Origin of the sequence: Dyella sp. AD56 (assembly GCF_002878475.1) — a bacterium.
GTDB lineage: Bacteria > Pseudomonadota > Gammaproteobacteria > Xanthomonadales > Rhodanobacteraceae > Dyella.
Window position 1 is genome coordinate 1 of record NZ_NRDP01000039.1, and the last position, 24,029, is coordinate 24,029.

At 63.7% G+C, this 24,029-nt stretch carries 26 protein-coding genes and 1 pseudogene; 9 read left to right on the forward strand and 18 right to left on the reverse strand.

The window, feature by feature from the left end:
• From DyAD56_RS22325 to prmB, 7 genes and pseudogenes are all read right to left on the reverse strand, one after another.
• A pseudogene (locus tag DyAD56_RS22325) lies at window positions 1–467 on the reverse strand (fimbrial protein FimV); the annotation flags it as partial.
• A 203-nt stretch (window positions 468–670) separates the two neighbouring features.
• Window positions 671–961: a hypothetical protein gene (locus tag DyAD56_RS22330; protein ID WP_102305039.1), complete on the reverse strand. Its 291-nt coding sequence runs from the start codon at window positions 959–961 to the stop codon at window positions 671–673.
• Window positions 961–1,989 (reverse strand): aspartate-semialdehyde dehydrogenase, encoded by a 1,029-nt coding sequence (locus DyAD56_RS22335; RefSeq protein ID WP_102305040.1) that lies wholly within the window; start codon window positions 1,987–1,989, stop codon window positions 961–963. Before DyAD56_RS22335 ends, DyAD56_RS22330 begins: the two co-directional genes overlap by 1 nt.
• Window positions 1,990–2,101: 112 nt before the next feature.
• Window positions 2,102–3,121 (reverse strand): D-glycerate dehydrogenase, encoded by a 1,020-nt coding sequence (locus DyAD56_RS22340; RefSeq protein WP_102305132.1) that lies wholly within the window; start codon window positions 3,119–3,121, stop codon window positions 2,102–2,104.
• Between the two features lie 50 nt (window positions 3,122–3,171).
• Complete coding sequence (gene aroC / locus DyAD56_RS22345; protein WP_102305041.1) at window positions 3,172–4,260, reverse strand: chorismate synthase; 1,089 nt, start codon at window positions 4,258–4,260, stop codon at window positions 3,172–3,174.
• Window positions 4,261–4,295: 35 nt separating this feature from the next.
• Window positions 4,296–4,862: a GNAT family protein gene (locus DyAD56_RS22350; RefSeq protein WP_102305042.1), complete on the reverse strand. Its 567-nt coding sequence runs from the start codon at window positions 4,860–4,862 to the stop codon at window positions 4,296–4,298.
• Window positions 4,863–4,867: 5 nt separating this feature from the next.
• Window positions 4,868–5,812, reverse strand: a complete 945-nt coding sequence (gene prmB, locus DyAD56_RS22355; protein ID WP_199179090.1) for a 50S ribosomal protein L3 N(5)-glutamine methyltransferase — start codon at window positions 5,810–5,812, stop codon at window positions 4,868–4,870.
• Between the two features lie 103 nt (window positions 5,813–5,915).
• On the opposite strand from prmB, the gene asd reads away from it, so the two are divergent.
• Complete coding sequence (gene asd, locus DyAD56_RS22360) at window positions 5,916–6,761, forward strand: archaetidylserine decarboxylase (protein WP_102305043.1); 846 nt, start codon at window positions 5,916–5,918, stop codon at window positions 6,759–6,761.
• A 150-nt stretch (window positions 6,762–6,911) separates the two neighbouring features.
• On the forward strand, window positions 6,912–7,346 hold the full coding sequence (locus DyAD56_RS22365) for a hypothetical protein (RefSeq protein ID WP_102305044.1): 435 nt from the start codon (window positions 6,912–6,914) through the stop codon (window positions 7,344–7,346).
• Between the two features lie 84 nt (window positions 7,347–7,430).
• Here DyAD56_RS22365 and DyAD56_RS22370 read toward each other — a convergent pair whose 3' ends face one another.
• The gene (locus tag DyAD56_RS22370; RefSeq protein ID WP_102305045.1) at window positions 7,431–8,939 is read right to left on the reverse strand and encodes a transglycosylase SLT domain-containing protein; all 1,509 of its coding nucleotides are present in this window, start codon (window positions 8,937–8,939) and stop codon (window positions 7,431–7,433) included.
• A 166-nt stretch (window positions 8,940–9,105) separates the two neighbouring features.
• On the opposite strand from DyAD56_RS22370, the gene DyAD56_RS22375 reads away from it, so the two are divergent.
• The 3 genes from DyAD56_RS22375 (at window position 9,106) to greB (ending at window position 12,525) form a co-directional block, all read left to right on the forward strand.
• Window positions 9,106–10,611: a helicase HerA-like domain-containing protein gene (locus DyAD56_RS22375; RefSeq protein ID WP_102305046.1), complete on the forward strand. Its 1,506-nt coding sequence runs from the start codon at window positions 9,106–9,108 to the stop codon at window positions 10,609–10,611.
• A 49-nt stretch (window positions 10,612–10,660) separates the two neighbouring features.
• Window positions 10,661–11,929 carry a hypothetical protein gene (locus tag DyAD56_RS22380; protein ID WP_102305047.1) on the forward strand — a complete coding sequence of 423 codons (1,269 nt, stop codon included), beginning with the start codon at window positions 10,661–10,663 and terminating at the stop codon, window positions 11,927–11,929.
• 98 nt (window positions 11,930–12,027) lie between these two features.
• Window positions 12,028–12,525 carry a transcription elongation factor GreB gene (greB, locus tag DyAD56_RS22385; RefSeq protein WP_102305048.1) on the forward strand — a complete coding sequence of 166 codons (498 nt, stop codon included), beginning with the start codon at window positions 12,028–12,030 and terminating at the stop codon, window positions 12,523–12,525.
• On the opposite strand, the gene DyAD56_RS22390 is transcribed toward greB, so the two are convergent.
• From DyAD56_RS22390 to rimO, 4 genes are all read right to left on the reverse strand, one after another.
• Entirely contained in the window at window positions 12,526–13,122 is a 597-nt protein-coding gene (locus DyAD56_RS22390; RefSeq protein ID WP_102305049.1) for a hypothetical protein, read from the reverse strand.
• Between the two features lie 52 nt (window positions 13,123–13,174).
• Window positions 13,175–14,140 carry a phosphate/phosphite/phosphonate ABC transporter substrate-binding protein gene (gene phnD, locus DyAD56_RS22395; protein WP_233202813.1) on the reverse strand — a complete coding sequence of 322 codons (966 nt, stop codon included), beginning with the start codon at window positions 14,138–14,140 and terminating at the stop codon, window positions 13,175–13,177.
• A gap of 158 nt (window positions 14,141–14,298) precedes the next feature.
• Window positions 14,299–15,102 (reverse strand): DUF3025 domain-containing protein, encoded by an 804-nt coding sequence (locus DyAD56_RS22400; protein WP_102305050.1) that lies wholly within the window; start codon window positions 15,100–15,102, stop codon window positions 14,299–14,301.
• A 14-nt stretch (window positions 15,103–15,116) separates the two neighbouring features.
• Window positions 15,117–16,436: a 30S ribosomal protein S12 methylthiotransferase RimO gene (gene rimO / locus DyAD56_RS22405; protein ID WP_102305135.1), complete on the reverse strand. Its 1,320-nt coding sequence runs from the start codon at window positions 16,434–16,436 to the stop codon at window positions 15,117–15,119.
• Between the two features lie 106 nt (window positions 16,437–16,542).
• Between rimO and DyAD56_RS22410 the strand changes: the two genes are divergently transcribed.
• A complete protein-coding gene (locus tag DyAD56_RS22410; RefSeq protein ID WP_102305051.1) occupies window positions 16,543–17,214 on the forward strand; it encodes a dienelactone hydrolase family protein in 672 nt (223 codons plus the stop codon).
• On the forward strand, window positions 17,211–17,624 hold the full coding sequence (locus DyAD56_RS22415) for an HIT family protein (protein ID WP_102305052.1): 414 nt from the start codon (window positions 17,211–17,213) through the stop codon (window positions 17,622–17,624). The genes DyAD56_RS22410 and DyAD56_RS22415 overlap by 4 nt, the downstream gene beginning before the upstream one ends.
• Before the next feature lie 53 nt (window positions 17,625–17,677).
• Here DyAD56_RS22415 and DyAD56_RS22420 read toward each other — a convergent pair whose 3' ends face one another.
• The 3 genes from DyAD56_RS22420 to apbC form a co-directional block, all read right to left on the reverse strand.
• Window positions 17,678–18,142 carry a hypothetical protein gene (locus DyAD56_RS22420; RefSeq protein WP_102305053.1) on the reverse strand — a complete coding sequence of 155 codons (465 nt, stop codon included), beginning with the start codon at window positions 18,140–18,142 and terminating at the stop codon, window positions 17,678–17,680.
• Between the two features lie 130 nt (window positions 18,143–18,272).
• Complete coding sequence (dcd, locus tag DyAD56_RS22425; RefSeq protein ID WP_102305054.1) at window positions 18,273–18,839, reverse strand: dCTP deaminase; 567 nt, start codon at window positions 18,837–18,839, stop codon at window positions 18,273–18,275.
• Window positions 18,840–18,985: 146 nt separating this feature from the next.
• A complete protein-coding gene (apbC, locus tag DyAD56_RS22430) occupies window positions 18,986–20,074 on the reverse strand; it encodes an iron-sulfur cluster carrier protein ApbC (RefSeq protein WP_102305055.1) in 1,089 nt (362 codons plus the stop codon).
• A gap of 146 nt (window positions 20,075–20,220) precedes the next feature.
• On the opposite strand from apbC, the gene DyAD56_RS22435 reads away from it, so the two are divergent.
• Window positions 20,221–20,667: a DUF2147 domain-containing protein gene (locus DyAD56_RS22435; RefSeq protein ID WP_102305056.1), complete on the forward strand. Its 447-nt coding sequence runs from the start codon at window positions 20,221–20,223 to the stop codon at window positions 20,665–20,667.
• Window positions 20,668–20,720: 53 nt separating this feature from the next.
• Here the strand turns inward: DyAD56_RS22435 and DyAD56_RS22440 are convergent, their stop codons facing one another.
• The 3 genes from DyAD56_RS22440 to DyAD56_RS22450 are packed head-to-tail and all read right to left on the reverse strand — an operon-like array spanning window position 20,721 to window position 23,333.
• Window positions 20,721–21,521 carry a DeoR/GlpR family DNA-binding transcription regulator gene (locus DyAD56_RS22440; RefSeq protein WP_102305057.1) on the reverse strand — a complete coding sequence of 267 codons (801 nt, stop codon included), beginning with the start codon at window positions 21,519–21,521 and terminating at the stop codon, window positions 20,721–20,723.
• Complete coding sequence (locus tag DyAD56_RS22445; RefSeq protein ID WP_102305058.1) at window positions 21,514–22,155, reverse strand: HAD family phosphatase; 642 nt, start codon at window positions 22,153–22,155, stop codon at window positions 21,514–21,516. The genes DyAD56_RS22440 and DyAD56_RS22445 overlap by 8 nt, the downstream gene beginning before the upstream one ends.
• Window positions 22,152–23,333 (reverse strand): MFS transporter, encoded by a 1,182-nt coding sequence (locus DyAD56_RS22450; protein WP_102305059.1) that lies wholly within the window; start codon window positions 23,331–23,333, stop codon window positions 22,152–22,154. The genes DyAD56_RS22445 and DyAD56_RS22450 overlap by 4 nt, the downstream gene beginning before the upstream one ends.
• A 149-nt stretch (window positions 23,334–23,482) precedes the next feature.
• Between DyAD56_RS22450 and DyAD56_RS22455 the strand changes: the two genes are divergently transcribed.
• Window positions 23,483–24,013: a metal-dependent hydrolase gene (locus DyAD56_RS22455; protein ID WP_102305060.1), complete on the forward strand. Its 531-nt coding sequence runs from the start codon at window positions 23,483–23,485 to the stop codon at window positions 24,011–24,013.
• Window positions 24,014–24,029: the final 16 nt, after the last annotated feature.

The window sequence follows — 24,029 nt, forward strand, 5'->3', positions numbered from 1 at the left end:
GGCGCGGCGCGGTGGGACGACTTGCTGCCACCGGACTGCGTCGGTGCGCGGGTCGCCGGGACGCTGCTGGCGGCGCTGCCCGGCGGGTCGAGCAGGATGGTGAACTCGCGCAGGCTCTTGCCCGAGGCGTTGTTCACTTCGACCAGCAGATCGAGATAGGGGTCGTTGACCGGCACGGCGCTGGTGATACGGATCACCTTCTTGCCGTTGGCGCCGTCGACCACCGAGAACTGGAGGGAAACCGTCGGGGCCGCCGCCACGCCAGCCTGGGCCGCGTCTTCAGAGGAAGCCATGCGGGCGGTGAGGTTCTGCAGCTCGGCGGGGCTGTCGGGATTGATCGGGATTTCGGCCAGCAGTGGCTGTCCGAGGGCGGATTTCACCTGGATCTGGCCCAGCTCCAGAGCGGCTGCCTGGCTACTGCCGAGGGCGAGCGCCAGCAGTATCGACAGCTTCAGCGAACGATTCATCGTGTTTTCCCCCGAACGACCCCGTGACATTCTTATCGGCACACCGAAACACGGCAGCACCCGCAACGAGGCGTCACTTTAGTTAGATACAAGCCAATCAACAATAGCGTTGATCAGTATTTACAGCACCTTGCTGGCGCTTCTTCTCGTGAAACGATACCCCCGGGAAACCAAAAACCCGCTCCCCGGGGGCATCGCCTGCATCAATGCCCGGTCGGCTGGGATGTCGAGTTCAGGGCCTTCAACTGGGCCTGGAGTTCGGCAATGGTCTGGTCCTGCTGCTTGAGCTTGGCATCGGAGTCGTGGGACTTGCCCTCCTCCTTCGCTACATCGCCCTGCAGTTGCTTCACCGTCGCCTGCTGCTTCTGGATGGCTTGGTCGAGCTGCTTCTGGTCACCGGCCGGCGAAGCAGGCGTCGTCGACGGCTGTGCCGCCCGGGCAGGTAGAGCGAACACCAGCGCACACATTACCAACCCGGTCAGCACATGCTTCATTACAGATAGTCCTTGATGAGAAGTTCAGCGATTTGAACGGCGTTGAGCGCCGCACCCTTGCGGATGTTGTCCGCAACAACCCACAGGTCCAGGCCGCGCTCGTGCGAGATGTCTTCGCGGATGCGACCCACGAAGACGGGATCCTTGCCGGCCGCATCGCTCACCGGCGTCGGGTAGCCACCCGCTTTGCGCTCGTCGATCACGACTACGCCCTCGGCCTGTTCAAGCAGCTCGCGCGCTTGTTCGGCGGTGATCTTGTCGTGGGTCTCGATATGCACCGCCTCGGAGTGGCCGTAGAACACCGGCACGCGCACCGCGGTGGGATTCACCTGGATGGTGGGATCTTCGAGGATCTTGCGCGTCTCCCACACCATCTTCATTTCTTCCTTGGTGTAGCCGTTGGGCTGGAAGTCGTCGATGTGCGGAATCACGTTGAACGCGATCTGCTTGGAGAATTTCTGAGTTTCCACTTCCTGGAAACTGAGCAACGCGGCGGCCTGCTTGCCCAGCTCTTCCAGGCCACTGCGACCCGCGCCCGACACAGACTGGTAGGTCGCCACGTTGATGCGCTCGATGCCCACCGCGCGGTGGATCGGCGCTAGCGCCACCAGCATGCCCATGGTCGAGCAGTTCGGGTTGGCTATGATGCCGCGCGTGGTGTACTCGGCAATGGCGTGCGGGTTCACCTCGCTCACCACCAGGGGGATATCGTCCTGGTAACGAAACTCGGAGGTGTTGTCGATCACCACGGCACCGGCCGCAGCGGCACGCGGCGCATGCTCGCGGCTCACCGAACCGCCCGCCGAAAAGAACGCAATGTCGACGCCGTTGAAGTCGTAGTCCGCAAGGTTGCGCACGGTGACCTGTTTGCCGCCGAAGGAGATTTTCTCGCCCGCCGAACGCTCGCTCGCCAACGGCACGAGCTCGCTGATGGGGAATTCACGCTCGGCCAGGATGGCCAGCAGGGTTTCACCCACGGCGCCCGTTGCGCCGATCATTGCCACCTTGTAGCTGCTCTTCTTGCTCATATCCCGTAATCAGGTTGGAGGATGGGGAGAACCGCCCCGATCTCCGCATCTGCGGAAATCTAGCCGGGGCGGCGCGCAAAACAACAACAAACACGCATGGGCGTGAATGTCATCACGCTTTATGTACGGACCGGTGCGCCAGAACCGCCGGATTGAGCGGGGTCGGCGGTTTTCCTGCCGCCTCACCAAAGCCCAGCGCGGCTATCACATTGTCCACCGCCAGGTTGGCCATGGCGCGGCGGGTTTCTTCGCTGGCGCTGGCGATATGCGGGCTGAGCACGGCATTGTCGAGCGCCAACAGGTCCGGATGGACCTGCGGCTCGCCCTCGAACACGTCCAGCCCAGCCGCCGCCAACCTGCCCTCGCGCAACGCCACAGCCAAGGCCGCGTCGTCGACGATGCCGCCGCGGGCAACATTGACCAGCACGGCGGACGATTTCATCTGGGCCAGCTCCGGCGCACCGATGGCATGCCGGTTCTCCGGTGTAAACGGCAGCACCAGCACCAGGAAATCCACCTGGCGCAGCAGCTCCGCCTTGCCCACCAGGGTGGCCTTGCACTCGCGCTCCACCATCTCCGGCAGGCGCGAGCGGTTGTGGTACAGCACCTTCATGTCGAAGCCGGCCGCACGACGGGCAATGCCCTGCCCGATGCGCCCCATGCCGAGAATGCCCAGCGTGCGGCCGTGCACGTCCAGCCCCATCCAGTCGTCGAAGCGCATGTTGCTGCCCGGCCACTGCCCCGCCCGTAGCCAGCGCTCCGCTGCACCCACGCGGCGGGCCGCCGTCAGCATCAGTGCCCAGGCGAAATCGGCCACGCTCTCGCTCAACACGTCCGGCGTGTTGCTGGCGAGAACGCCGTGGCGCGTCAGCGCCTCGAGATCAAGATTGTTGTAGCCGACGCCCAGGTTGGCGACTGCTTTCAGGCGCGTGTTGCCGTCGAGCACGGTCGCATCAATGCGATCGCCCAGGCCCACGACCGCAGCGTCGACACCGGCCAGCTTGCGCTTGAGTTCGTCGGCCGAGTGGCGATGCTCAACGGCTTCGGCGTCAACGTCGAAGTGTTCCGCCAGGCGGGCTAGTACGTCGGGAAACAGAGGGCGGGAGACCCATACTTTCGGTTTGACTGTCATCAGCATGCACTTCTTCGTGCTGCGCCAGCCCGCAAGCGGACTGACGCGTTTCAGGGAATGCGGGGAGATACCTCGCCAACATCGCCGCATTGGCCGCGGTGACGAAGCGCTTGATCCATCAGAACGAGGGCCACCATCGCCTCGGCGATCGGCGTCGCGCGAATGCCGACGCAGGGGTCGTGGCGCCCCTTGGTGACCACGTCCACCGGCTCGCCGGCGAGGTTCACACTGCGACCGGGAATGAGGATGCTCGAGGTCGGCTTCAGGGCGATGGAGGCCAACACAGCCTGCCCCGTACTGATGCCACCGAGGATGCCGCCCGCATGATTGGATGCAAAGCCGTCCATCGCCATCTCGTCGCGATGCTGGCTGCCGTGTTGTGCGACCACGCCGAAGCCGTCACCGATCTCCACGCCTTTCACGGCATTGATCGACATCAGCGCGGCAGCGAGTTCGCCATCGAGCTTGCCGTAGATCGGCTCGCCCCAGCCCGGCGGCACGCCGTCGGCCACCACATTGACGCGCGCGCCTACCGAGTCGCCCGATTTGCGCAAGGCGTCCATGTAGGACTCCAGCGTGGCAACCTCATGCGCATTCGGCCAGAAAAACGGGTTCTGCTCGACGGCGTCCCAGTCGAACGAGCCGGGCGTGATATCACCGATCTGCGCGAGATAACCGCGCACGCGCACGCCATAGCGCTCAGCCAGCCATTTCTTGGCGATCACGCCGGCCGCCACACGCATGGTCGTCTCACGCGCCGAGGAGCGGCCGCCACCGCGAGGATCGCGGATGCCGTACTTCTGCCAGTAGGTGTAGTCCGCATGCCCGGGGCGAAAGGTCTGGGTGATGTCACCGTAGTCCTTGCTGCGCTGATCGGTGTTGCGGATCAGTAGCGCGATCGGCGTGCCGGTCGTCTTGCCTTCGTAGACACCGGAAAGGATCTCGACGTCGTCCGCCTCACGACGCTGCGACGTGTGGCGGCTCTTGCCGGTGGCGCGGCGATCCAGATCGGCACGGAACTCTTCCACGGCGATGGGCAGCCCCGGGGGGCATCCGTCGATCACACAGCCAATGGCCGGACCGTGGCTCTCGCCAAACGTAGTGACGGTGAGGAGTTTGCCGAAGGAATTGCTGGACACGGTGCGCGGGTCGTCCGAGGGATAACCCTCACAGCTTACCGCGACGCAGCAAATCCTGCGCCCTTTGTATGAATCTCGCGCCACTCGCGCGCCAGCATGGCAAAGATGACGTCATCGACCCACTCGCCCCGGAACCACAGGCTCTCGTGAAAATGGGCTTCCTGACGCATGCCGACGGCCTTCAGCAGCGCCATGCTGGATGCATTGCGCGGGTCGACGGAGGCATGCAAGCGATGGACGTCCAGCCTGCTGAACAACGCCCGGAACAACCCACCCAAGGCCTCGCGGGCAAAGCCGTGGCCTTGCGCCGAAGGCGCCAGCGTAATGCCGAACTCGGCCTGCTTGTCATCAGAGAGGCAAAGCCCGAGATCGCCGATCAAACTGCCGTCGTCAATGCGACGAATGGCCCACTGGAACCACTGGCCCGGCAACGGCTCAGCGATACCGGATTGGTTACAGATGAAACCCTTCGCCTCGCTCAGAGTCTCGGGCCGCCATCCCTGGTAACGCGACACCTCCGGATCCGCGCGATAGGCGAACAACGCCGCCGCATCGCTTTCGCGCAAGGCATCGAACCATAGTCGTTCCGTCGACAGGTCCATCAGGCTCAACGACCGTGACGGGCCTGTGCCGCCGCGCGAATCGCCGCGGCATGTTCGATCAGGTCGCGGCGTTCCAGCGCGAACACACCCATCGCGCCCACCTTGAACTCGATCCACACGAATGGCACTTCCGGCAGCAACTCGACCAATTGACGCTCGCTTTCACCGACTTCCACGATGAGCAGACCGTCTTCTGTGAGGTAATCGGCCGCTTCGTCGAGCATGCGCACGCAGATGTCCAGGCCATCCTCGCCCGAGGTCAGGCCAAGCTTAGGCTCGTGGCTGTATTCGCCCGGCAACGCGGCGTACTCGTCCTCGGTGACGTACGGCGGATTCGACACGATGAGGTCGTAGCGACGACCCTTAAGGCCATTGAACAGATCCGACTTCACCGCCTCGACGCGACCTTCCACGTGCTGGAACACGATGTTCTCGCGCGCCAGCGACAAGGCATCGTCACTGATGTCGACAATGTCCACCTGCCAGTCCGGGTTGTACTCGGCCATGGCGATACCAATGCAGCCCGAACCAGTGCACAGGTCCAGCGCGCGCTCCACGTGACGATGATCCAGCCACGGCTGGAAGCCCGACTCGATCAACTCGGCGATGGGCGAACGCGGCACCAATGCGCGACGGTCGCTCTTGAACTTCAGGCCTGCGAACCAAGTTGTGCCGACCAGATACGCCACCGGCAGACGCTCATTGACGCGGCGCTCGATCAGCGCCAGCACGCGTTCGCGTTCTTCCGTAGTGAGCCGGCCCGCGCCGTAGGCCGGCGGGATATCCGGCGGCAGATGCAAGCTCGCCAGCACCAGATGAGTGGCTTCGTCGATGGGGTTGTCGTGGCTGTGCCCAAAGGTGAGCCCCGCCGCCGAGAACCGGCTGGCGCCGTAGCGGATGAAGTCGATGATGGAGGCGAGTTCGTGGGTCACGGCGGGCACTGGGAGCATCAAAGGGGGCGCAGAGTATAGCCGGTGCAACCCCGTGCGCCCCGCGAAGGGCCCCGATGCGCCGCAAGGCGTAATCGGCGCGCGCTTCATTCATACTTGGCGGATGACTTTCAACGTACTCCTGCAATACATCCTGCCCCACCGTGCGTTGTCGCGGGTGGTCTACTGGGCCACGCGCTGGACCTTCAAGCCGTGGAAGAACTTCCTGATCAGCACCATCGTGCGCAACTATCAGGTCAACATGGCCGAGGCAGCGCAGCCCGATCCGCTGGCCTACCAGCATTTCAATGCGTTCTTCACCCGCAAGCTGCGGCCCGATGCCCGCCACGCAGACGCCAATCCCAATGCCCTGATCTCGCCGGCAGACGGCAAGATCAGCCAGATGGGCAAGATCGTCGACGGCCGCATCTTCCAGGCCAAGGGCCAGGAGTACACCGCCGCCGAATTGCTCGGTGACGAGGCCAGCGCCGCGCCGTATCGCAACGGCCGCTTTGCCACCATCTACCTGTCGCCGCGTGACTATCACCGCGTGCACATGCCGCTCAAAGGCACGCTGAGGGAAACCGTGCACGTGCCCGGCCGCATCTTCAGCGTGGCGCCGTTCGCAGTGGAGGCCATCCCACGCCTGTTCGCGCGCAATGAGCGACTGGTCTGCCACTTCGACGGTGAGCATGGCCCGTTCGTGGTGGTGATGGTCGGCGCCATCCTGGTGTCCAGCGTGGCCACCGTGTGGGACGGTCTGGTGATCCCGCCGTACGCCTCCTCGATCCGCCGCAAGTCCTTCGCCGGGCAGAACATCACGCTTGAACGCTTTGGCGAGATGGCCCGCTTCAACATGGGCTCGACCGTCATCCTGCTGCTCCCCGAAGGCATGGCAGAACTGGATGGGCTTACGCCGCAGCAGGCGGTGCAGGTCGGCCAACGGCTCGGCGAGCAGCACCAGGGCTGACCGAGCCCGCGCGTCAATTTTTTGACGCGCCGAGTGACACATTTTGTCGTTTTGTGACCTTTTTGGCGCAACCACCCGCCGGGCGCAGTTATGCTCCCGGCCCGGCGGCGCCTTGCGCGTGCCATCCCCAGGTCAGATCGAGGAGAGCCCGTGCGCATCGTCACCCGACTCATCGCCATGAATCGCGGACGCCAGCTTGGCAAGCAGTTCCGTGAGATCGAGCGCCAGATCCAGGCACTACCCAAGCGCAGCCGCGCCCGCCTGGGCACCATGGCATTGCGGGAGATCGGCCAGGCCTCGCGCTGCGACTTCCCCCATCTGTACGGCACGCCGCCGGAAGAACGCTACATGCCCTGGGGCCAAGGCACGGATGTCGGCCTGGCCCGCGCCCGCTCGGACAATGCCGAAGTCGCCATGCGCGGCATCGCCCTATGGCTGGCCGTGGCGTACCACGAAACCAAGAACACCCCGCACCAGAACATCAAGCCGCACCACCGCGACCTGATGCGCCTGCTGCGCGAACTCAAAGAAGACCATCGCGCCGACCCCATGCGCGACTGGATGCAAACCACCGCAGCGGCCTGAGCTCCTCGCCCGCCTCACGAAAAAACGCCGCCCTCAAAGGCGGCGTTTTTCGTTGGAGCACCATTGATCGCTAGCGCGATGGCGTCAGCGGCAGGTCGGCAGCTTGAGCACCTGCCCCGGCTTGATCTGGTGATGCTTGAGGTCGTTCATGTCCGACACCTCCTGCAACGACGAGCACCCCACCTTGCTGACGATGCTGGTCAGCGTGTCACCGCGCTTGACCACATAGCTACGCATGCGCGACGTGCTGCTGGAGCTGCGCGAGGACGATGCCGGCGGCGGAGACGGCGCGGGTGGTGCCACCGGTATCACGGCGGTATGCAGGTCGTTGGCCAGAATCGGCCATGGGCCATCGGTACAGCGCGCCTCGTACGGCTTCTCCAGTACCTTGGGCACCATGATGCGTACGCCCGCCGGCTGCGCCACCTGCGGGTCCAGGCGCGGATTGAGGTTGCGCAGCGTGCGGAACCAGCCATCCTGCATGCCTGCGGCGGAGCCCAGGCACACCGTCAGCTCGGTAAGCGATGCCGGGCGTTTCAGCACGACGCTGCCCTGCGCCCCATCCACGCGCGGGAAACGCAGGTTGTAGCTTTCCGGATGCAGGAACAGCCACGCCGCCGCCAGCACGGAAGGCACGTAGTCGCGCGTTTCCTGCGAGAGCTGGTTGTAGATGGTCGGGTCGTACAGGCTCACCGACGTGTTGTCGCCCACCAGACGACGCATGCGACCCTCGCCGCCGTTGTAGGCAGCCAGCGTGAGCTCAAGGTTGTTGTTGAACGCCTTGAGCTGTTCGTCCATGTATTCCGCGTTGGCGCGGGCGGATTCGGCGGGGTCGAAGCGCGAGTCGAAACCGTTTTCGGTATTAAGGCCAAAGCGCAGGCCGGTGGCATACATGAACTGCAACGGGCCCGCGGCGCCGGAACGCGACACCGCATGCACCTTGCCGCCCGATTCCTTAGCCATGATGCCGAACAACAGCGCTTCGGGCAGATCCTGCTTCTGGTATTCCGGCCACATCTGATAGCGCAGGAACTGATAGTTGACGTAGGCATCCATCAGATTGCCGCGCCACTGCGTCAGCCACATCTCCAGCGCGGCCTTCACCGGGCCGTTCATGGCGATCAGTTGCGACAACTGTTGACCACGCAGCAAGGTCACGCTGCGCTGTGCTTCCGGCAGGCTGGCGGCTCCGGTCTTGCCGGCATCGCTACCTTCCGGCTGATCGTTGCCCATGCTGCCCAGGTCGTCACCCAGATCGAAGTTGCCGTCCTTCAGACGCAGCAAGCGATCGAACACGGAAAAGAAGCGCTGCGGATCGCAGCCGGGCGTCGAGGGGCAATGCGCGGAGGCGTTTTTCAACTGATCCAACGCCGTGTTCAGCGTCTGCTGCGAGGCCTGGGCGTTGCCGGCGCGCGCCTGCGCGAGCGCCGTCTCGTAGCCCTTGCTGGCCTGGTCCAATTGCGCGTACAGCTGGTTGGCCTGCGGCGTGGCGGCGGGCTTCGTGCCCCCTCCACTTGAACAACCCACCAGCAACAACAGTGCGCCGGCCAGGGGAGCCATGCGCAACGAACGGGGAAAAACAGGGGAAACCATGGACGACTTCACTGTCGGGCCGAAAGGGCGACCTTACTGCGCCCGGCCGTGTCGACTCAACCGAAAAAACCACCACGTCGTGCCAGCGTATGCCGCTACGCTCATGTAACGGCGCAAGAACCTGATGGCTAGCTACAATCGCAGGGCATCTTAAGGATAGAACGCCATGACTGAGATTCTTATCGGCCGCAACGACGACACCAGCGTCAGCCTCGATCCACGCTACGGCAACCGCCACGGCATGATCGCGGGCGCCACTGGCACCGGCAAATCGGTGTCACTAATGGCGTTGGCCGAAGGTTTCTCGAAGTTGGGCGTGCCCTGCTTTCTCGCTGATGCCAAGGGCGACCTCGCAGGTCTCTCCATGCCTGCCGGCGAACCGGGTGACAAGCTCCAGGCGCGCCTGGACAAGCTTCATCTCACCGACTGGAAGCCGCAGGCCAACCCGGTGATCTTCTGGGACATCTACGGCAAGCTCGGCCATCCAGTGCGCGCCACCATCAGCGAGATGGGCCCCACCCTGCTCGGCCGCATCATGGAACTCAACGACACGCAGGAAGGCGTGCTCGAAGTGATCTTCAAGGTCGCAGACGACCAAGGCTGGCTGCTGCTCGACCTGCCCGACCTGCGCGCCATGCTCGGCTTCGCCAGCGAGAACGCGAAGGACATCTCGGCGCACTACGGCCTGATCAGCACGCAGAGCATCGCCGCGATCCAACGCGCACTGCTCAAACTGGAGCAGGACGGCGCCGACCAGTTCTTCGGCGAGCCCGCGCTGGAACTAGCCGACCTGATGCGGCAAGACATGAGCGGTCGCGGCGTGATCAACGTGCTGGCTGCTGATCAACTGATTCTGAAGCCGCGCCTGTATTCCACTTTCCTGCTGTGGCTGCTATCGGAACTGTTCGAGCAGTTGCCGGAAGTGGGCGACCTTGACCAACCCAAACTGGTGTTCTTCTTCGACGAGGCGCACCTGTTGTTCGACGACGCACCGTCAGCGCTGCAACAGCGAGTGGAACAGGTCGTGCGCTTGATCCGTTCCAAGGGCGTGGGCGTGTACTTCTGCTCGCAGAATCCGGACGACGTGCCCGGCAATATCCTGGGTCAGCTCGGCAACCGCGTGCAGCATGCGCTGCGCGCATTCACGCCGCGCGACCAGAAGGCAGTCAAGGCAGCGGCGGAGACCTTCGTGGCCAACCCGAAGCTCAATGTGAGCGATGCCATCACGCAACTGGGGGTTGGTGAAGCCTTAGCCTCGACCCTGCGTGATGGCGGCGTGCCCTCGCCCGTTGAGCGTGTGCTGGTGACGACACCCACCGCGCGCATCGGCGCGATCACCGATGCCGAACGCGCCACGGTGCGGCAGCGCTCGCCAGTCGGCGGCAAATACGACACGCCGATCAACCGTGAATCGGCCGCGGAAATCCTCGCCCAGCGAGCGAGTACGAAGGCCGCGGATCCGCAGACCATCGGCAGGCCGGCACCCGGCGGCACAGCAACGAAAGAAGAACCCGGCTGGACCGACGCCGTGCGCGATGCACTGCTCGGCACCAACCGCCGTCAGGGCATGATCGAGGCGATGGCGAAATCCGCCAGCCGTGCGGTGGGCTCGAAGCTTGGTCAGCAGATCGTGCGCGGCGTGCTCGGCGGCATCTTCGGCGGCAAGCGCTGAGCAACTCTTTCTCCCGACGCCTCCCATGCTTGCGGAGGCGAGGTATCCCATGCCGCGCATCCAAACGATTTCAGTCGATACGCCACTTGCCGAACGCATCGTCGCCGGCCTCAGCTACCCGTTGCGTGGTGGCGGGCTGGCAGCCTGCGTGGTTCTGGCGCTAGGCCAGTGCCTGGTGATGATCCCCGCCTATGTCGGCATATTCGTCGGCTTTGCCCTGTGGACGGCGACATGGCGCTACGCCGCCGCGTGCATGCTGCACACCGCCAACGGTTTCGCCGACCCTCCGGATGTCGGCATCGAGGAAGACCCGGCGGCCGGTCACTGGCTCACCATCGTCCACATGGCGGTAGTCGTCGTCTGTGCTGCCAGCACGGTGCTCTACCCCGCCATGTTCTGGCCGCTGGTGCTGTTCTTCGCACTCACCTTGCCGGCCATCGACATGTCGCTGGCATTCGATGGAAATCCGCTGGTCGCGTTCAATCCGCTGAACTGGCAGGCGGTGATCGGGCGACTCGGCGTCGGCTATTTCATCCCGGTGATCATCAACCTGTTGATCGGTGGATTGGTCCTACTGCCGTCGCGCACGCTGTCGTGGATGCCGATGTGGGCATCGCTGCCACTGTTCGCCTTCGCGTACACCTACCTGATCATTTTCAACCTGCACTTGATGGGCGCGATGATCCATCAACGCCATGAGCAATTCGATCTGAAGCCTGAAGCAGAAACATTGGTGCGCGAGAGTGGTCAGGACGAAGACGAACGTCTGCTCGTCCAAGTGCGTGACATGGCGATCGTCGACCGGCGCGCGGCCATCGGCATGCTGGTAGAGCGCATGCAGGGACGCAGCGCGCCGGCCTCGCTGCATCAGGCGTATCGCGAGCTGCTGCGAAAGGAAGGCTTGACCGCGGGCCTGCTCGAACATGGGCACATCTGGATCGCGGCCCTCATGACGCAAGCTGAAACGCGTCGCGCACTGTCACTGACGCAGGAATGCGTGAATATCGACCCGGACTTCCTCCCCGACGCACCCGATACGGTCGCCGCCCTGGCCGAACGAGCCTGCAGTTCGGGCATGACCCAACTCTCTCTGAAACTTTGCCGCAGCTTCCTCCGCCGTTGGCCGCGATCGCCTGACTGCCCGCGCATCGGGCTGCTTGCCGCCAACCAGTTGGCCGAACGCCTCGGCTTGCACGCTGAAGCCGCCGTCTTGCTGGGCAAGCTCGCCGCAGCGTGGCAGGAACACCCTTTACACCCCACCCTCGCGGCGCTTGCATCACAGATGCAACGAACCACCAACACCGCACGAAGCCCCTAATCACCGCCGTGCCTTCGCCTCACCTGCAGGCACGATCGCCGCGACGTGCAAGCCGGTTAACATGCGCCAGACGCATCACGTAATGGATCACCCCGCACATGAGCCGCTGGCGCCCACCTTCGCCCTCGTCCACCGCCATCATCACCCGCGAGGGCTTCGAGAAGCTCAAGGCCGAACTGGACCATCTCTGGCACACGCTGCGCCCGGAAGTGGTGAAGGCGCTAGCCGCAGCGGCGGCGGAAGGTGACCGCTCGGAGAACGCCGAGTACACCTACCGCAAGAAGCAATTGGGTGAAATCGACCGGCGCGTACGCTACCTGAGCAAACGCATCCCTTCACTCAAGGTGGCCGAGGGCGCGCCGGCCGATCGTGACGCGGTGTTCTTTGGGGCGAACATCGAGCTGGAGAACGTCGATTCAGGCGAAAGCGTGCTCTATCGCATCGTCGGCCCGGATGAAACCAACGCACGACTAGGCTGGATCAGCATCGATTCGCCGCTCGCCCGGGCCGCTCTGAAAAAACGCGTGGACGACGAGTTCGCCGCCGAGCTGCCCGGCGGACGCACGCACTTTGTGATCGTGGGCGTCAGCTATTGATCACTGCCCGCTGAGCAGCGCCTGTACTTCCGCCTGATGGGACTCGATGAAACGGATATTGTCCGCGTTGACCCAGGTCTGGTTGAGGTTGCCTGAGAGCGATGGATTGTTGCGCGCTTGCACTGCCATGATCGCGTTCATCAGGGCGATGTTGGCAAGCATGAATTCGCGCGGTGTGAAACCGTACTTCTTCACCAGCACGGGAATACGCGGATCGGCCGACATGGCCTGATTGGTCAGATCATCCAGGCTACGCACCTTGGAGGCATCCGGTGCAGCCTGCGGCGGAATACCCGAGGCGCGCGCCTCGCGCGTCGCCGCAGCGAGGCGACCGAACACATCATCGGTGAGCTTGTACTGCTTGATCTGTTGCTTGTCCGCCTGCGGCAAGCTGGGCGGTACCACCCGCGTCGGCGCGGCCTGGGCCGACGCCGATGGGGCCGGTACGGATTGGGCCTGCTCCGTTTGGGCCTGCTCCGTTTGGGCCTGCTCCGTTTGGGCCTGCTCCGCTTGGGCATGTACCAGCGGCGCTGCACCTAGCGCCAAGGTAATCACGGCCAGTCGGCACGCAACAAGAACACGATCAGAAGCGACCATCGGCAATCTCCAGCAAAGGCATCACCCTATCATCGGGTGCTTGAATGACACTTCAGTCGCGCAGAAGTTGCTTCAGGTCCACGTGATAGGCCGCGTCGATCTGCTCGAGCCGGGCCTTTCTGGCCTGATCGTTAACCCACCGGCCGTGTATGGCTTGCTCGCGCATCAGGCGATACTCCATGTCGACGAACGGGCGAAGCACGCTGTTGTCGGCGGGCGCAAAGCCGGCGAGATCAGGAATCCGTGCAAGATTCGCGCGCTCTCGCTCGCCCGCCGCCCCGGGTGCATGCCCATAACCGTGCATAAAGTCGGTTAACTGGCGACGCAACGGCTCCGCCATGCCTTCGCGCACGACCAGCACGCCCGATGGGATGAGGGTGGAACGCCAGATCACGCGCAATTGCGCAGCTTCGGCCGGAAAGTTGTGTTGGAACAGGTCAAGATCGGGGTTGTTGCAGGTCGCCACGTCCACTTCGCCATTGCTGACGGCGAGCGCGTTGTTCTGATGATTGCCCACGCGAACGCTGGCGAAGAACGTATCGGAGTTGAGCCCATTGGGCGCGAAGACCTCAGCTTCAGGCGCGACGTAGCCGGTAACTGACAAGGCTTCACCGCGTGCGTAACGCCAATGCTCCGGCTTGGCGAGCAGCTCGTTGAGCGAATGAATCGGACCGTCGGCGCGCACGATCAGCATGGCGACGTTGCCCTTGGCGCCGTCGCTCCGCACGAACTGCGCCACCACGCTCATATGCTGGTGCTCCACCGCCTCTATGGCCAGACGCCCCGACAGGAAAGCCACGTCCACGCGCTGCTCGCCGATGGCACTCGACAGCCCTGCGTAGCTACTCACTGACACGGTGGTCACGGGATGGCCGAGCTTGCGCTCCAAGTCCTCCAGCAATGGTCGCCATTGGTCGCGTGATTCCGCCGCGCTACCGATGGGAAGAATGCCGAAGCGGATGCTGGAATCGCTCGGCGCCTGCACGACCTCGTCCGCCCGGATCGAAGCGAAAGGCACGAGTGGGCAAGCCAGCCAGATCGCCCAAAGCCATCCGTTACACAGCCGCCTACAAAGCACCCGCCAAGCCGTTTTCATGCCCGCTCCCCAGTGCCCCTGCGCTCCTTGTAGCGCGATTGGAGGGCCGCCGCAATTTGCCGCAAAAGCGGCGCCAAGGGTCAGAGCAGGAGCGGTGCCGGATACGCGCGGCCGGCGCGGCGAGGCTGGTAGCACGGGGTATGCCGGTGAAACGTTTCCATGTCGCTTTCCGGGTGCCAGCCCGGCAGACCGGCAAGCGGCAGCGGGCGCAGTTCCAGGGGATCGCACAACAACCGTCCCGCTTCGATACCCTGGGCGCAAGCAGCGACCGCATCGCCCTCGTCGTCGCTCGCCATGCACGCCAGCGCCTTGCCGACGAGGAGCTTGCCAGGCGTCAGTGCGTGCTCCAGCAGGGCATGGCCGAACACCTGAACGGTTGCACGCCCATCCATCCAGGCGGTCCTTTCACGCCAGAACAGCCCGTACCAATCGTGTTCGTTCCACAAGTCGAGCAGCAAGCGATCGCGTAGCGTCACGATCACGCCTGCCTCGTCGAAATGCGTCAGGGCATACTGGGCACGGGAACGCTCTCGCGGCCCCATCACCGCAATGTCGGCCATCTGCCGCACATTCAACGCGCGCTTGAGCATCGGGTAGCGCAACCACGCCATTGCGTTGAACAGGTCATGCCAGTTCGCCTCACGCGTGGCAATCTCGCCTCGCTCCGCGATGCGCTGTTCGTAATGGAGCCCATCATTGAGCAGTTCCAGCGTCTGCGCGACGAACCGCTCGCGCTGGCCGGTGGGACGCACCGCGTTCAGTTCATCGATGGATGGCCAATAGGTGCTCTGCATCCACGCCGCGTACTCGCGCCAGCCATACAGTGGCCAGCGCGCAAACACTTCAGGGGCGACGCTATCGCGAGGCGGCGCGATGTAACGCATCACGCCCCCAAAAATCAGCCGGCCAGGCGCGCGTGCAAGTCGTGCTCGTCGGCGTCTTCAATCACCACGTCGACGAACTGACCCGGCTTGAGCAACTGCCCGTTGGCGATGTGCACCACGCCGTCGATCTCCGGCGCATCGGCAGCAGAGCGCGCGACGGCACCCTCAGCGCCGGCTTCGTCCACCAGCACCTTCATGGTGCGGCCGATCTTGCGCTGCAGTTTGGCAGCGGAAATCTCCGCCTGCACAGCCATGAACTGCTCCAGGCGATCCTCCTTGAGCTCTTCCGACACCGCGCCCGGCAACTCGTTGGCCTTAGCGCCGTCCACCGGCGAGTAGGCGAACGCGCCCACGCGATCGAGTTCGGCTTCGCGCAGGAAGTCCAGCAGCTCCTCAAACTCGGCGTCCGTCTCGCCGGGGAAGCCGACGATGAAGGTGCTGCGGATGGTGAGGTCGGGCACCACCTTGCGCCAGTTGCGGATGCGCTCCAGCGTCTTGTCGATGTTGCCCGGGCGCTTCATCAGCTTGAGGATGCGCGGGCTGGCATGCTGGAACGGAATGTCGAGGTACGGGAGGATCTTGCCCTCGGCCATCAGCGGCATCACTTCGTCCACGTGCGGGTACGGGTAGACGTAATGCAGGCGCGTCCACACGCCAAGTTCGGAGAGGCCTTCGCATAGCTCTGTCATGCGCGTGCGGTAGCTCTTGTCGCGCCACTGGCGCTCGGCGTACTTCATGTCCACGCCGTAGGCGCTGGTGTCCTGCGAGATCACCAGCAGTTCCTTCACGCCACCCTTCACCAGGCGCTCGGCTTCCACCAGCACCTCGTCTACCGGGCGCGACACCAGATCGCCGCGCATCGACGGGATGATGCAGAAGCTGCAACGATGATTGCAGCCCTCGGAAATCTTCAGATAGGCATAGTGCTTCGGCGTGAGCTTGATGCCCGTGTCCGGAATGATGTCCAGCAGCGCGTTGCGCTGGGGCGGCAGTGCTGAGTGCACGGCGTTCATCACGCTGGCGTAATCCTGCGGGCCCGTAATGGCGAGCACGTCCGGATAGGCCTCGCGAATCAGCTCGGAGCGCTTGCCCAGGCAGCCGGTGACGATCACCTTGCCGTTCTCGTGCAGCGCCTCGCCGATGGCGTCCAGCGACTCCTGCACGGCCGCATCGATAAAGCCACAGGTGTTGACCACCACCGCATCGGCTGCGCCGTAGCTGGGCACGATCTCGTAACCCTCGACCTTCAACTGGGTGAGGATGCGCTCGGAATCCACGAGGGCCTTGGGACAACCCAGGCTGACGAAACCGACTTTGGGCGAAACCTGCGACATGGCGTGGGGACCGTAACTATGCGGAAAACGGACCATTATATCGCACCCAAGCCCTCATCCCTGAATGGCTAGAATTGAACTTTGCCACTGCCGCCGAGAACGAGCCATGGGCCAGACCATCAATCTCAACACCACGCGGATGCAATGCATCAACGCCTATCTGGCGCAACCGGCAGGAACACCCAAGGGCGGCATCGTGGTGATCCAGGAAATCTTCGGCGTCAACGACCATATCCGCCGCGTCGCGGATGGCTTCGCTGAGGCCGGCTACACAGCGATAGCGCCATGCTTCTTTGATCACCTCGAGACCGGGGTGGAGCTTGGCTACAACGAGGAAGGCTACCAGCGGGGGCGCACACTGATCACCGAGCTGGGATTGGATCGCGCCGTCGAGGACGTAGCCAGCGCCGCCGAAGCCATAGCCTCGGCTGGTCGCATCGGCACTGTCGGCTACTGTTGGGGTGGCACCGTCGCCTTGCTCGCGGCTCTGCGCCTTGGCATGCCCTCGGTGAGCTATTACGGCTCCCGTAACGTGCCGTTCCTGGCCGAAAATCCCAAGGCGCCGGTGATGTTCCATTTCGGCGAGAAGGACAAATCCATCCCGGCGGAGATGGTGCAGAAGCACCGCGACATGCTCCCGCAGATGGATGTATTCACCTACCCGGCCGACCATGCCTTCAACCGCGATGTCGGACCGCAGTACGACGAGACGAGCGCGAAACTGGCCTACCAGCGCACGCTGGCGTTTTTCGACAAGCATTTGGCACGCGGCGAATGAGCGACTCAGCCTTTGCTCTCGACCCGCGTCTCGATAACGACACGCGTCATGTCACCTCGCTGGATCTGTGCGATGTGCTGCTGATGAACGACGCACGCTTCCCTTGGCTAGTGCTCGTGCCGCGTCGATCCGGCATGGTCGAACTGTGCGATCTGCCGCCGGACGACCAGGCACAGCTTTGGCGTGAAGTGACGAGGGCTTCGCAGGCGCTGCGCTCGCTCGATGCGTTCGACAAGCTCAACCTAGGCGCCCTGGGCAACATCGTGCGGCAACTGCATGTGCACGTCGTGGGACGTCGTGAAGGCGATGCCGCGTGGCCCGGCCCCGTGTGGGGCAGCGGTGCAGCGAAGCCTTATGACGAAGAAGCCCTGGCCTCGAAACTGCGGATGTTGCGCACCGCCTTGATGTGACGTTCAAAAAAAAGCCCGCGGAATCCGCGGGCTTTTTCGTGTTTCCGTGCAGCTTATTGCATGTGCTGCTGCGGCGGGGGCGCGTCGGCCTTTATCGGCGCCTTGTAGTCTTCCAGATCACGCGCCTTGGTATCGACCACACTGATCTTCTTCAACGTGCCGCCATCGTCGTAATAGACGGTGAAGCCATAATCCATCTGCAGACGCGCCATGTACTGCAGGTGCTGCTTGCGCACCTTCGAATCATCGCTCGGCTCCAGAAGCACCGTCTTGGGCAGCTTGCCCTGGTCCTTGAGGTAGGCGAAATGGCTACCGGTATCCAGCGCCGACAGCACAGCGCCGTCCACGATGAACTGACCGCTCTTGTAAGCCTGGATCACCGCATCGAACTGACTCTTCATATCTGCGGTGCGCACTTCGTCCTTGGTGCCGCCGCGATGGCAACCGGCCAGCACCAGCATGCTGCCCAGCAGGATGGCTGCGCCCACGCGGGTCAGCAGCGTAGAAAAACGGGTCATGCGGGATCTCCTGCAATGCATCGAAGTGAACGTGTTGAGTTTAGCGCCACCCCGGCCCCGTACAGGGAATCCGAAAGGCAACCATTCAGGTGAATCTGGCCGTTCTTGCGAAGAACAATGAACGACTGGTTCAGGTGCGAGGCAGCGTTACGCCTTGCTGGCCCTGGTACTTGCCGCCGCGATCCTTATAGCTGGTCTCGCACTCCTCGTCGGACTCGAGAAACAGCATCTGGGCCACGCCCTCGTTGGCGTAGATTTTCGCGGGCAGCGGCGTGGTGTTGGAGAACTCCAGCGTCACATGCCCTTCCCACTCCGGCTCCAGCGGGGTCACGTTGACGATGATGCCGCAACGCGCATACGTGCTCTTGCCGAGGCAGATGGTGAGTACCTTGCGCGGAATGCGGAAGTACTCGACCGTCCGCGCCAGCGCGAAGGAATTGGGCGGGATAATGCAGACATCCGCCTCCACGTCGACGAAGCTGGACGGATCAAACGCCTTCGGGTCGACGATGGTGGAGTTGATGTTGGTAAAGATCTTGAACTCGCGCGCACAACGCACGTCGTAGCCGTAGCTAGACGTGCCATACGACACCAGTCTGGTGTTGTCGCGCGTCTTGACCTGGCCCGGCTCGAACGGCTCGATCATGCCGTGCTGCTCGGCCATTCGGCGGATCCACTTGTCGGATTTAATGCTCACTCGGGCTCCCGAAGGGCTGGGCTGTCACGCCATTCGGCGTAAAGATCGGAAAAATAGCGGAAATGGCAGGTGGGCCGCCAGTCATGGCGGATGAGACAGGGCTCCTCGCCCTGCCCCACGGCGCCAAATAAGTCGTGCTCGAGCCCTTACGGTGTCCCCTGCACCATGATCTTCCCCAGGCCCAGCGACTTGTTGCGCGGCTGCCGCGACAGGCGCCCCGCCGCATTGCGGGCTATCTCGCGATAGCGCGCAGCGAGGTCCGAATCAGGGATGGCGACTACGGTCGGTGTGCCGCCGTCGGCTTGTTCGCGGATGCGGATATCCAGCGGCAACGACCCGAGGTAGGCCACGTTGTACTGCTCAGCCATGCGTGCGCCGCCGCCCTCGCCAAAGATGTGCTCTTCATGGCCGCAATGGGAGCAGATGTGCGTGGCCATGTTCTCCACCACGCCGAGCACCGGCACTTCGACCTTCTCGAACATCTTCAGCGCCTTGCGTGCGTCGAGCAAGGCGATGTCCTGCGGCGTGGTGACGATCACCGCACCGGCCACCGGCACCTTCTGCGACAGCGTGAGCTGGATGTCGCCCGTGCCGGGCGGCAGGTCGACGATCAGGTAATCGAGCTGCTCCCAGCGGCTGTCGTTGATCATCTGCATCATGGCCTGGGTGACCATCGGGCCGCGCCAGATCATTGGCGTTTCTTCCTCGATGAGGAAGCCGATGGACATGGCCTGTAGACCATGTGCTTCCAGCGGAATGATGGTTTTGCCGTCCGGCGACTGCGGCTTGCCCGTGATGCCGAGCATGCGCGGCTGGCTGGGGCCGTAGATGTCGGCGTCGAGCACGCCCACTTTGGCGCCTTCGGCGGCCAGCGCCAGCGCAAGGTTGGCGGAGACGGTGGATTTACCCACGCCACCCTTGCCCGACGCCACCACAATGATGTTTTTCACGCCCGGTATCGGCGCCAGGGTGCCCTGCACCTTGTGTGCGTGGACGCGCGTGCCAACCGACACCGCAGCCGTGGCAATGGCCGGGTCGGCCTCCAGCGCCTGCTTCACGCGGGTCGCCACAGCGTCGGCCACACCCTTGGCCGGATAGCCCAGTTGGATGTCCACCGAGACACGATCACCATCCACGCCGACGGCGCGCACGGTGTCCGCAAAGGGGGCTCCGGTATGGGAATCAACGAGTTCGCCGAGAATGTGGCGGACCAGAGCTTCGCTCGCCTGCGTCATATCGAAATCTAGGGCTGTCGTGAGGATCGCCCATTATGCCAGCCCGCTCATGGAAGCCGCCTGCGCCCCTTTCGCATTGCAGCTTGACGGGCTCGCGCAAGGTCGGTCAGGCTCCAAACATACGCTTTCGTACGGGAGGATCATTCATGAAGTCACTGCTCCGCGCCGCCATCGTCGCCAGTCTCCTGCTGGGCACCAGCGCCGCTTTTGCCGCCGACGTGACCCCGGTGGGCACCTGGAAGACCATCGACGATCAGACGGGCAAGCCCAAGTCGATCGTGAAGATCACCGACGAAGGCGGCGAACTGAAGGCCACCGTGCTGGAGGTACTGCAGTCCGACGAGGGTCCGCACCCGATCTGCAAGAACTGCGACGGCGAACGGAAGGACCAGCCGATCGAAGGCATGAACATCATGTGGGGCGTCCATAAGGACGGCGACATCTGGGATGGCGGCAAGATCCTCGACCCCAAGACCGGCAAGGTCTACAAGGTGAAGCTGCAGCCCAGCGATGACGGCAGCAAGCTCACCGTCCGCGGCTATATCGGCTTCTCGCTGCTCGGCCGCAGCCAGGAGTGGCAGCGCCAGCCGTAAGTCCATCTCAAGCCGGAGCGCACTTGTGCGCCCCGGCTTGAGAGCATCAACACTCAGCCTGCCGTGGCCTCGGCGCGATGCACCGCCACGCCACGCGCCGTAAATGCCGAACGAGTGGCCTTGTCGGCCGAATGCTCCACCACCAGGTGCTGCACCCGCGCCAGTTCGGCCACCTGATGCGCCGCCACCGCGCCCAGCTTGTCATCAGTCGCCACGACCACGGTTTCGTCGCTGGCCTCGATCATGGCGCGCTTGAACAGCGACTCCTCGCTGTCGAATCCCCATAAGCCATGCGCGGCGTCGACGGCGCAAGCGCCAGGGAAACAGAGATCGGCACGCACGCGGCGCACCTGATCCACCGCCTGCGCACCAGTCGCGCCGCCGATGGTGACATCAATGCGCCCACCGATCAGCAACACGTCGAAGCCTTCGCGATCGAGCAGCACCTGCGCGATGTGCGGCGCGTTCGTGATCACGGTGAGCCGTGCATCGCGTGGCAAGGCCGCCGCGATGGCCGCATTGGTGCTGCCCGCGTCGATCAACAGCGTCTGTCCGGCCTGCACCAGACTCGCCGCCTTGCGCGCCAGTGCCTCCTTGCGCGCCGAGTGTTCGTGGCGACGCTGCTTCAGCGGTGTAAGCGTGACGGCCGGCAGCAGCGCGCCGCCATAGACTCGCTTGCATAGTCCCAGTGCCGCCAGCTCGCGTAGATCGCGGCGAATGGAGTCTTCGGAGACTTCAAAAGCCGCGGCCAGCTCCGCCGCCACCACGCGCCCCTCTGCACGCAGGCGTTCAAGGATGCGTTGCTGCCGCTCTTCCGGCAGCGCATTGCTATCGACCACGGGCGACTTAACCATGCGAGACCTCGCTGAGTGGCGTATCGAGCAATTGCAGTTCCACCAATTGTTGACGCAAGCCATCGGCGTCGCGGAACCACCAACCGTGCATGCCCAGCGCTTCGGCCGCCGCTACGTTGCGAGCCGAATCGTCGATGTACAAAGCCTTGGCCGGGTCGACCGCGTAGCGCTCCAGGAGCCGCTGATAGATGCGCGGATCGGGCTTGATGAGCTTTTCTTCGCCGGACACGACAATGCCTTCGAACCATTGCAGGAACGGGAAACGTTGCCGGGCAATGGGGAATGTTTCCTGCGACCAGTTGGTCAGCGCGAGCAGCCGCACGCCACGCGCCCGCAGCTCCGCCAGCAATGCGACGCTCTCATCCAGTGCACCGACCAGCGTTTCTTCCCAGCGAAGATGGTAGGCATCGATCAGTTCGGCGTGTTCGGGAAAGCGGGTACGCAGTAGCGCGGTCGCTTCCGCCCAGGGGCGACCTGCATCCTGTTGCTCGTTCCACTCGCTGCTGCAGACGTCACGCAAAAACCACTCCATCTGCGCTTCGTCGTCGATCAGTTGCCGATAGAGCCGGCGCGGATCCCAACCGATCAATACGTTGCCCAGATCGAAGACCACGGTATCGACTTGCTTGTTCATCGCTTCACGATCCTTGCCGAAAGTCCCACCAGTACCAACAGTCCCGCCACGGCAACGAAGGCTATCGGCAAACTGCTCGCATGCGCCACGAAACCAATCAACGCCGGACCACTGAGCAAACCTGCATAACCGAGCGTTGTCGCCGTGGCAATGGCAATGGCCGGCGGCGTGCCAGGCAAGCGCCCTGCCGCACTGAACATCACCGGCACGATATTGGAAGCGCCAAGGCCGATAAGCACGAAACCCGCCAGCGACACGACCACGCCACCCACGCAGGCCACCAGCAGAAAGCCCACGGCCGCCAACGCCGCACCAATGCGCACGGCCCACTCCGGCCCGTAACGACCCACGATGCGATCACCTGTCAGTCGCCCCGTGGCCATCGCCACGGAGAAACAGGCGTAGCCGAACCCTGCAGATGCTGGCGAAACGCCGCGGAAATCGCGCAGGAATACCGCGCTCCAATCCAGCATGGCGCCTTCGGCGAGAAAGCTGACAAAGCACAACAAGCCCAGCAACCAGGCCAGCGCATGCGGCATGCCTAACGGCTCTTTGCGTGATTCAACGGCAGCAGGCGCATCGTCGAGCAGATCGCTCCGCAACCACAGCACCATCACCACCAACAGCACAGCGATGGCGCTGGCGGCGAACGTCAGCGATACGCCGACAGCGAGCAGTCCGCTCATCACCGCGGCGCCCGTAAGGCCACCCAGGCTGAAAAGACCATGGAAACCCGACATCAATCGGCCACCATCATGGCGTTCGACGTCCACCGCGTGGGCATTCATGGCCACGTCGACCGCACCCAGCATCACGCCGAAATAGAGCAAGGCCGCGACCAGCGCAGCAATGCTCGACACCATCGCCAACGCGGGCAACGCAGCACACATGAGTAGGCCCGAAACGACAATCACCGTGCGATTGCCGAGCCTGTGCGCCAGCCAGCCCACGAACGGCATGGAAAGCATCGAGCCACCACCGAATGCCAGCAAGGCAAGGCCGAGCTGAGCGTCATCGAGCCCCAGCCGCGCCTTGGCGTACGGGACCATGGGTGCCCAGACCGACATGCCGATGCCGGAGACGAGGAAAATCAGGCGGGTGGCCCGCTTAGCGGCCGGCAGCGTCGAAACGGCCTGGCTACGTAAAGTATCGGTGGTGACGTCCACAGGCGTACCCATCTGCAAGAATGGATATAAATGTATTAAATCGTGCACAAACGTGCAAGTCATTTATGACGACTGCCGGCGCACCACCGGATTGCCCCGGGTTTGCCCCAAGGGTGTGACACCCTCGCGGACATCGCACGCGACAACAAGGACTGTTTTGCATGACCACTGTTTTTACCCACGCCGTCGTCCCTTTGATGCTCGGCGCAGCCGCCGGCCGCCAACGCATCAGCGGTCGCTTGCTTGCCGCGGGTGCCCTGGCCGCCATGCTTCCGGATGCGGATGTGCTCGCCTTCCATCTGCATATTCCTTACGCGAACGCGTTCGGCCATCGCGGTGCCACACACTCCATCGCCTTTGCCGCCCTGCTGGGATTACTGGCCACATGGGCCCATCGCAGCCTCAACAGCACGGCGCAACGAGCAGGATGGTTCGTGGGGCTAGCCACGCTTTCGCACCCGCTGCTCGATGCATGCACCGATGGCGGTCTCGGCGTAGCCCTGTGGTGGCCCTTCAGCGATGCGCGATGGTTCGCGCCATTCCATCCCATCGCCGTGTCACCCATCGGAGCACGCTTCTTCAGCGAGCGCGGCTGGCATGTGATCGTCTCGGAGCTGTGTTGGGTGTGGTTGCCGGTTGCTGTGCTCGCCGCCTGCATGCTTATGGTGCGACGGGCGTCCAAACCGCTGTGATGCGGTGCCCCTGGCG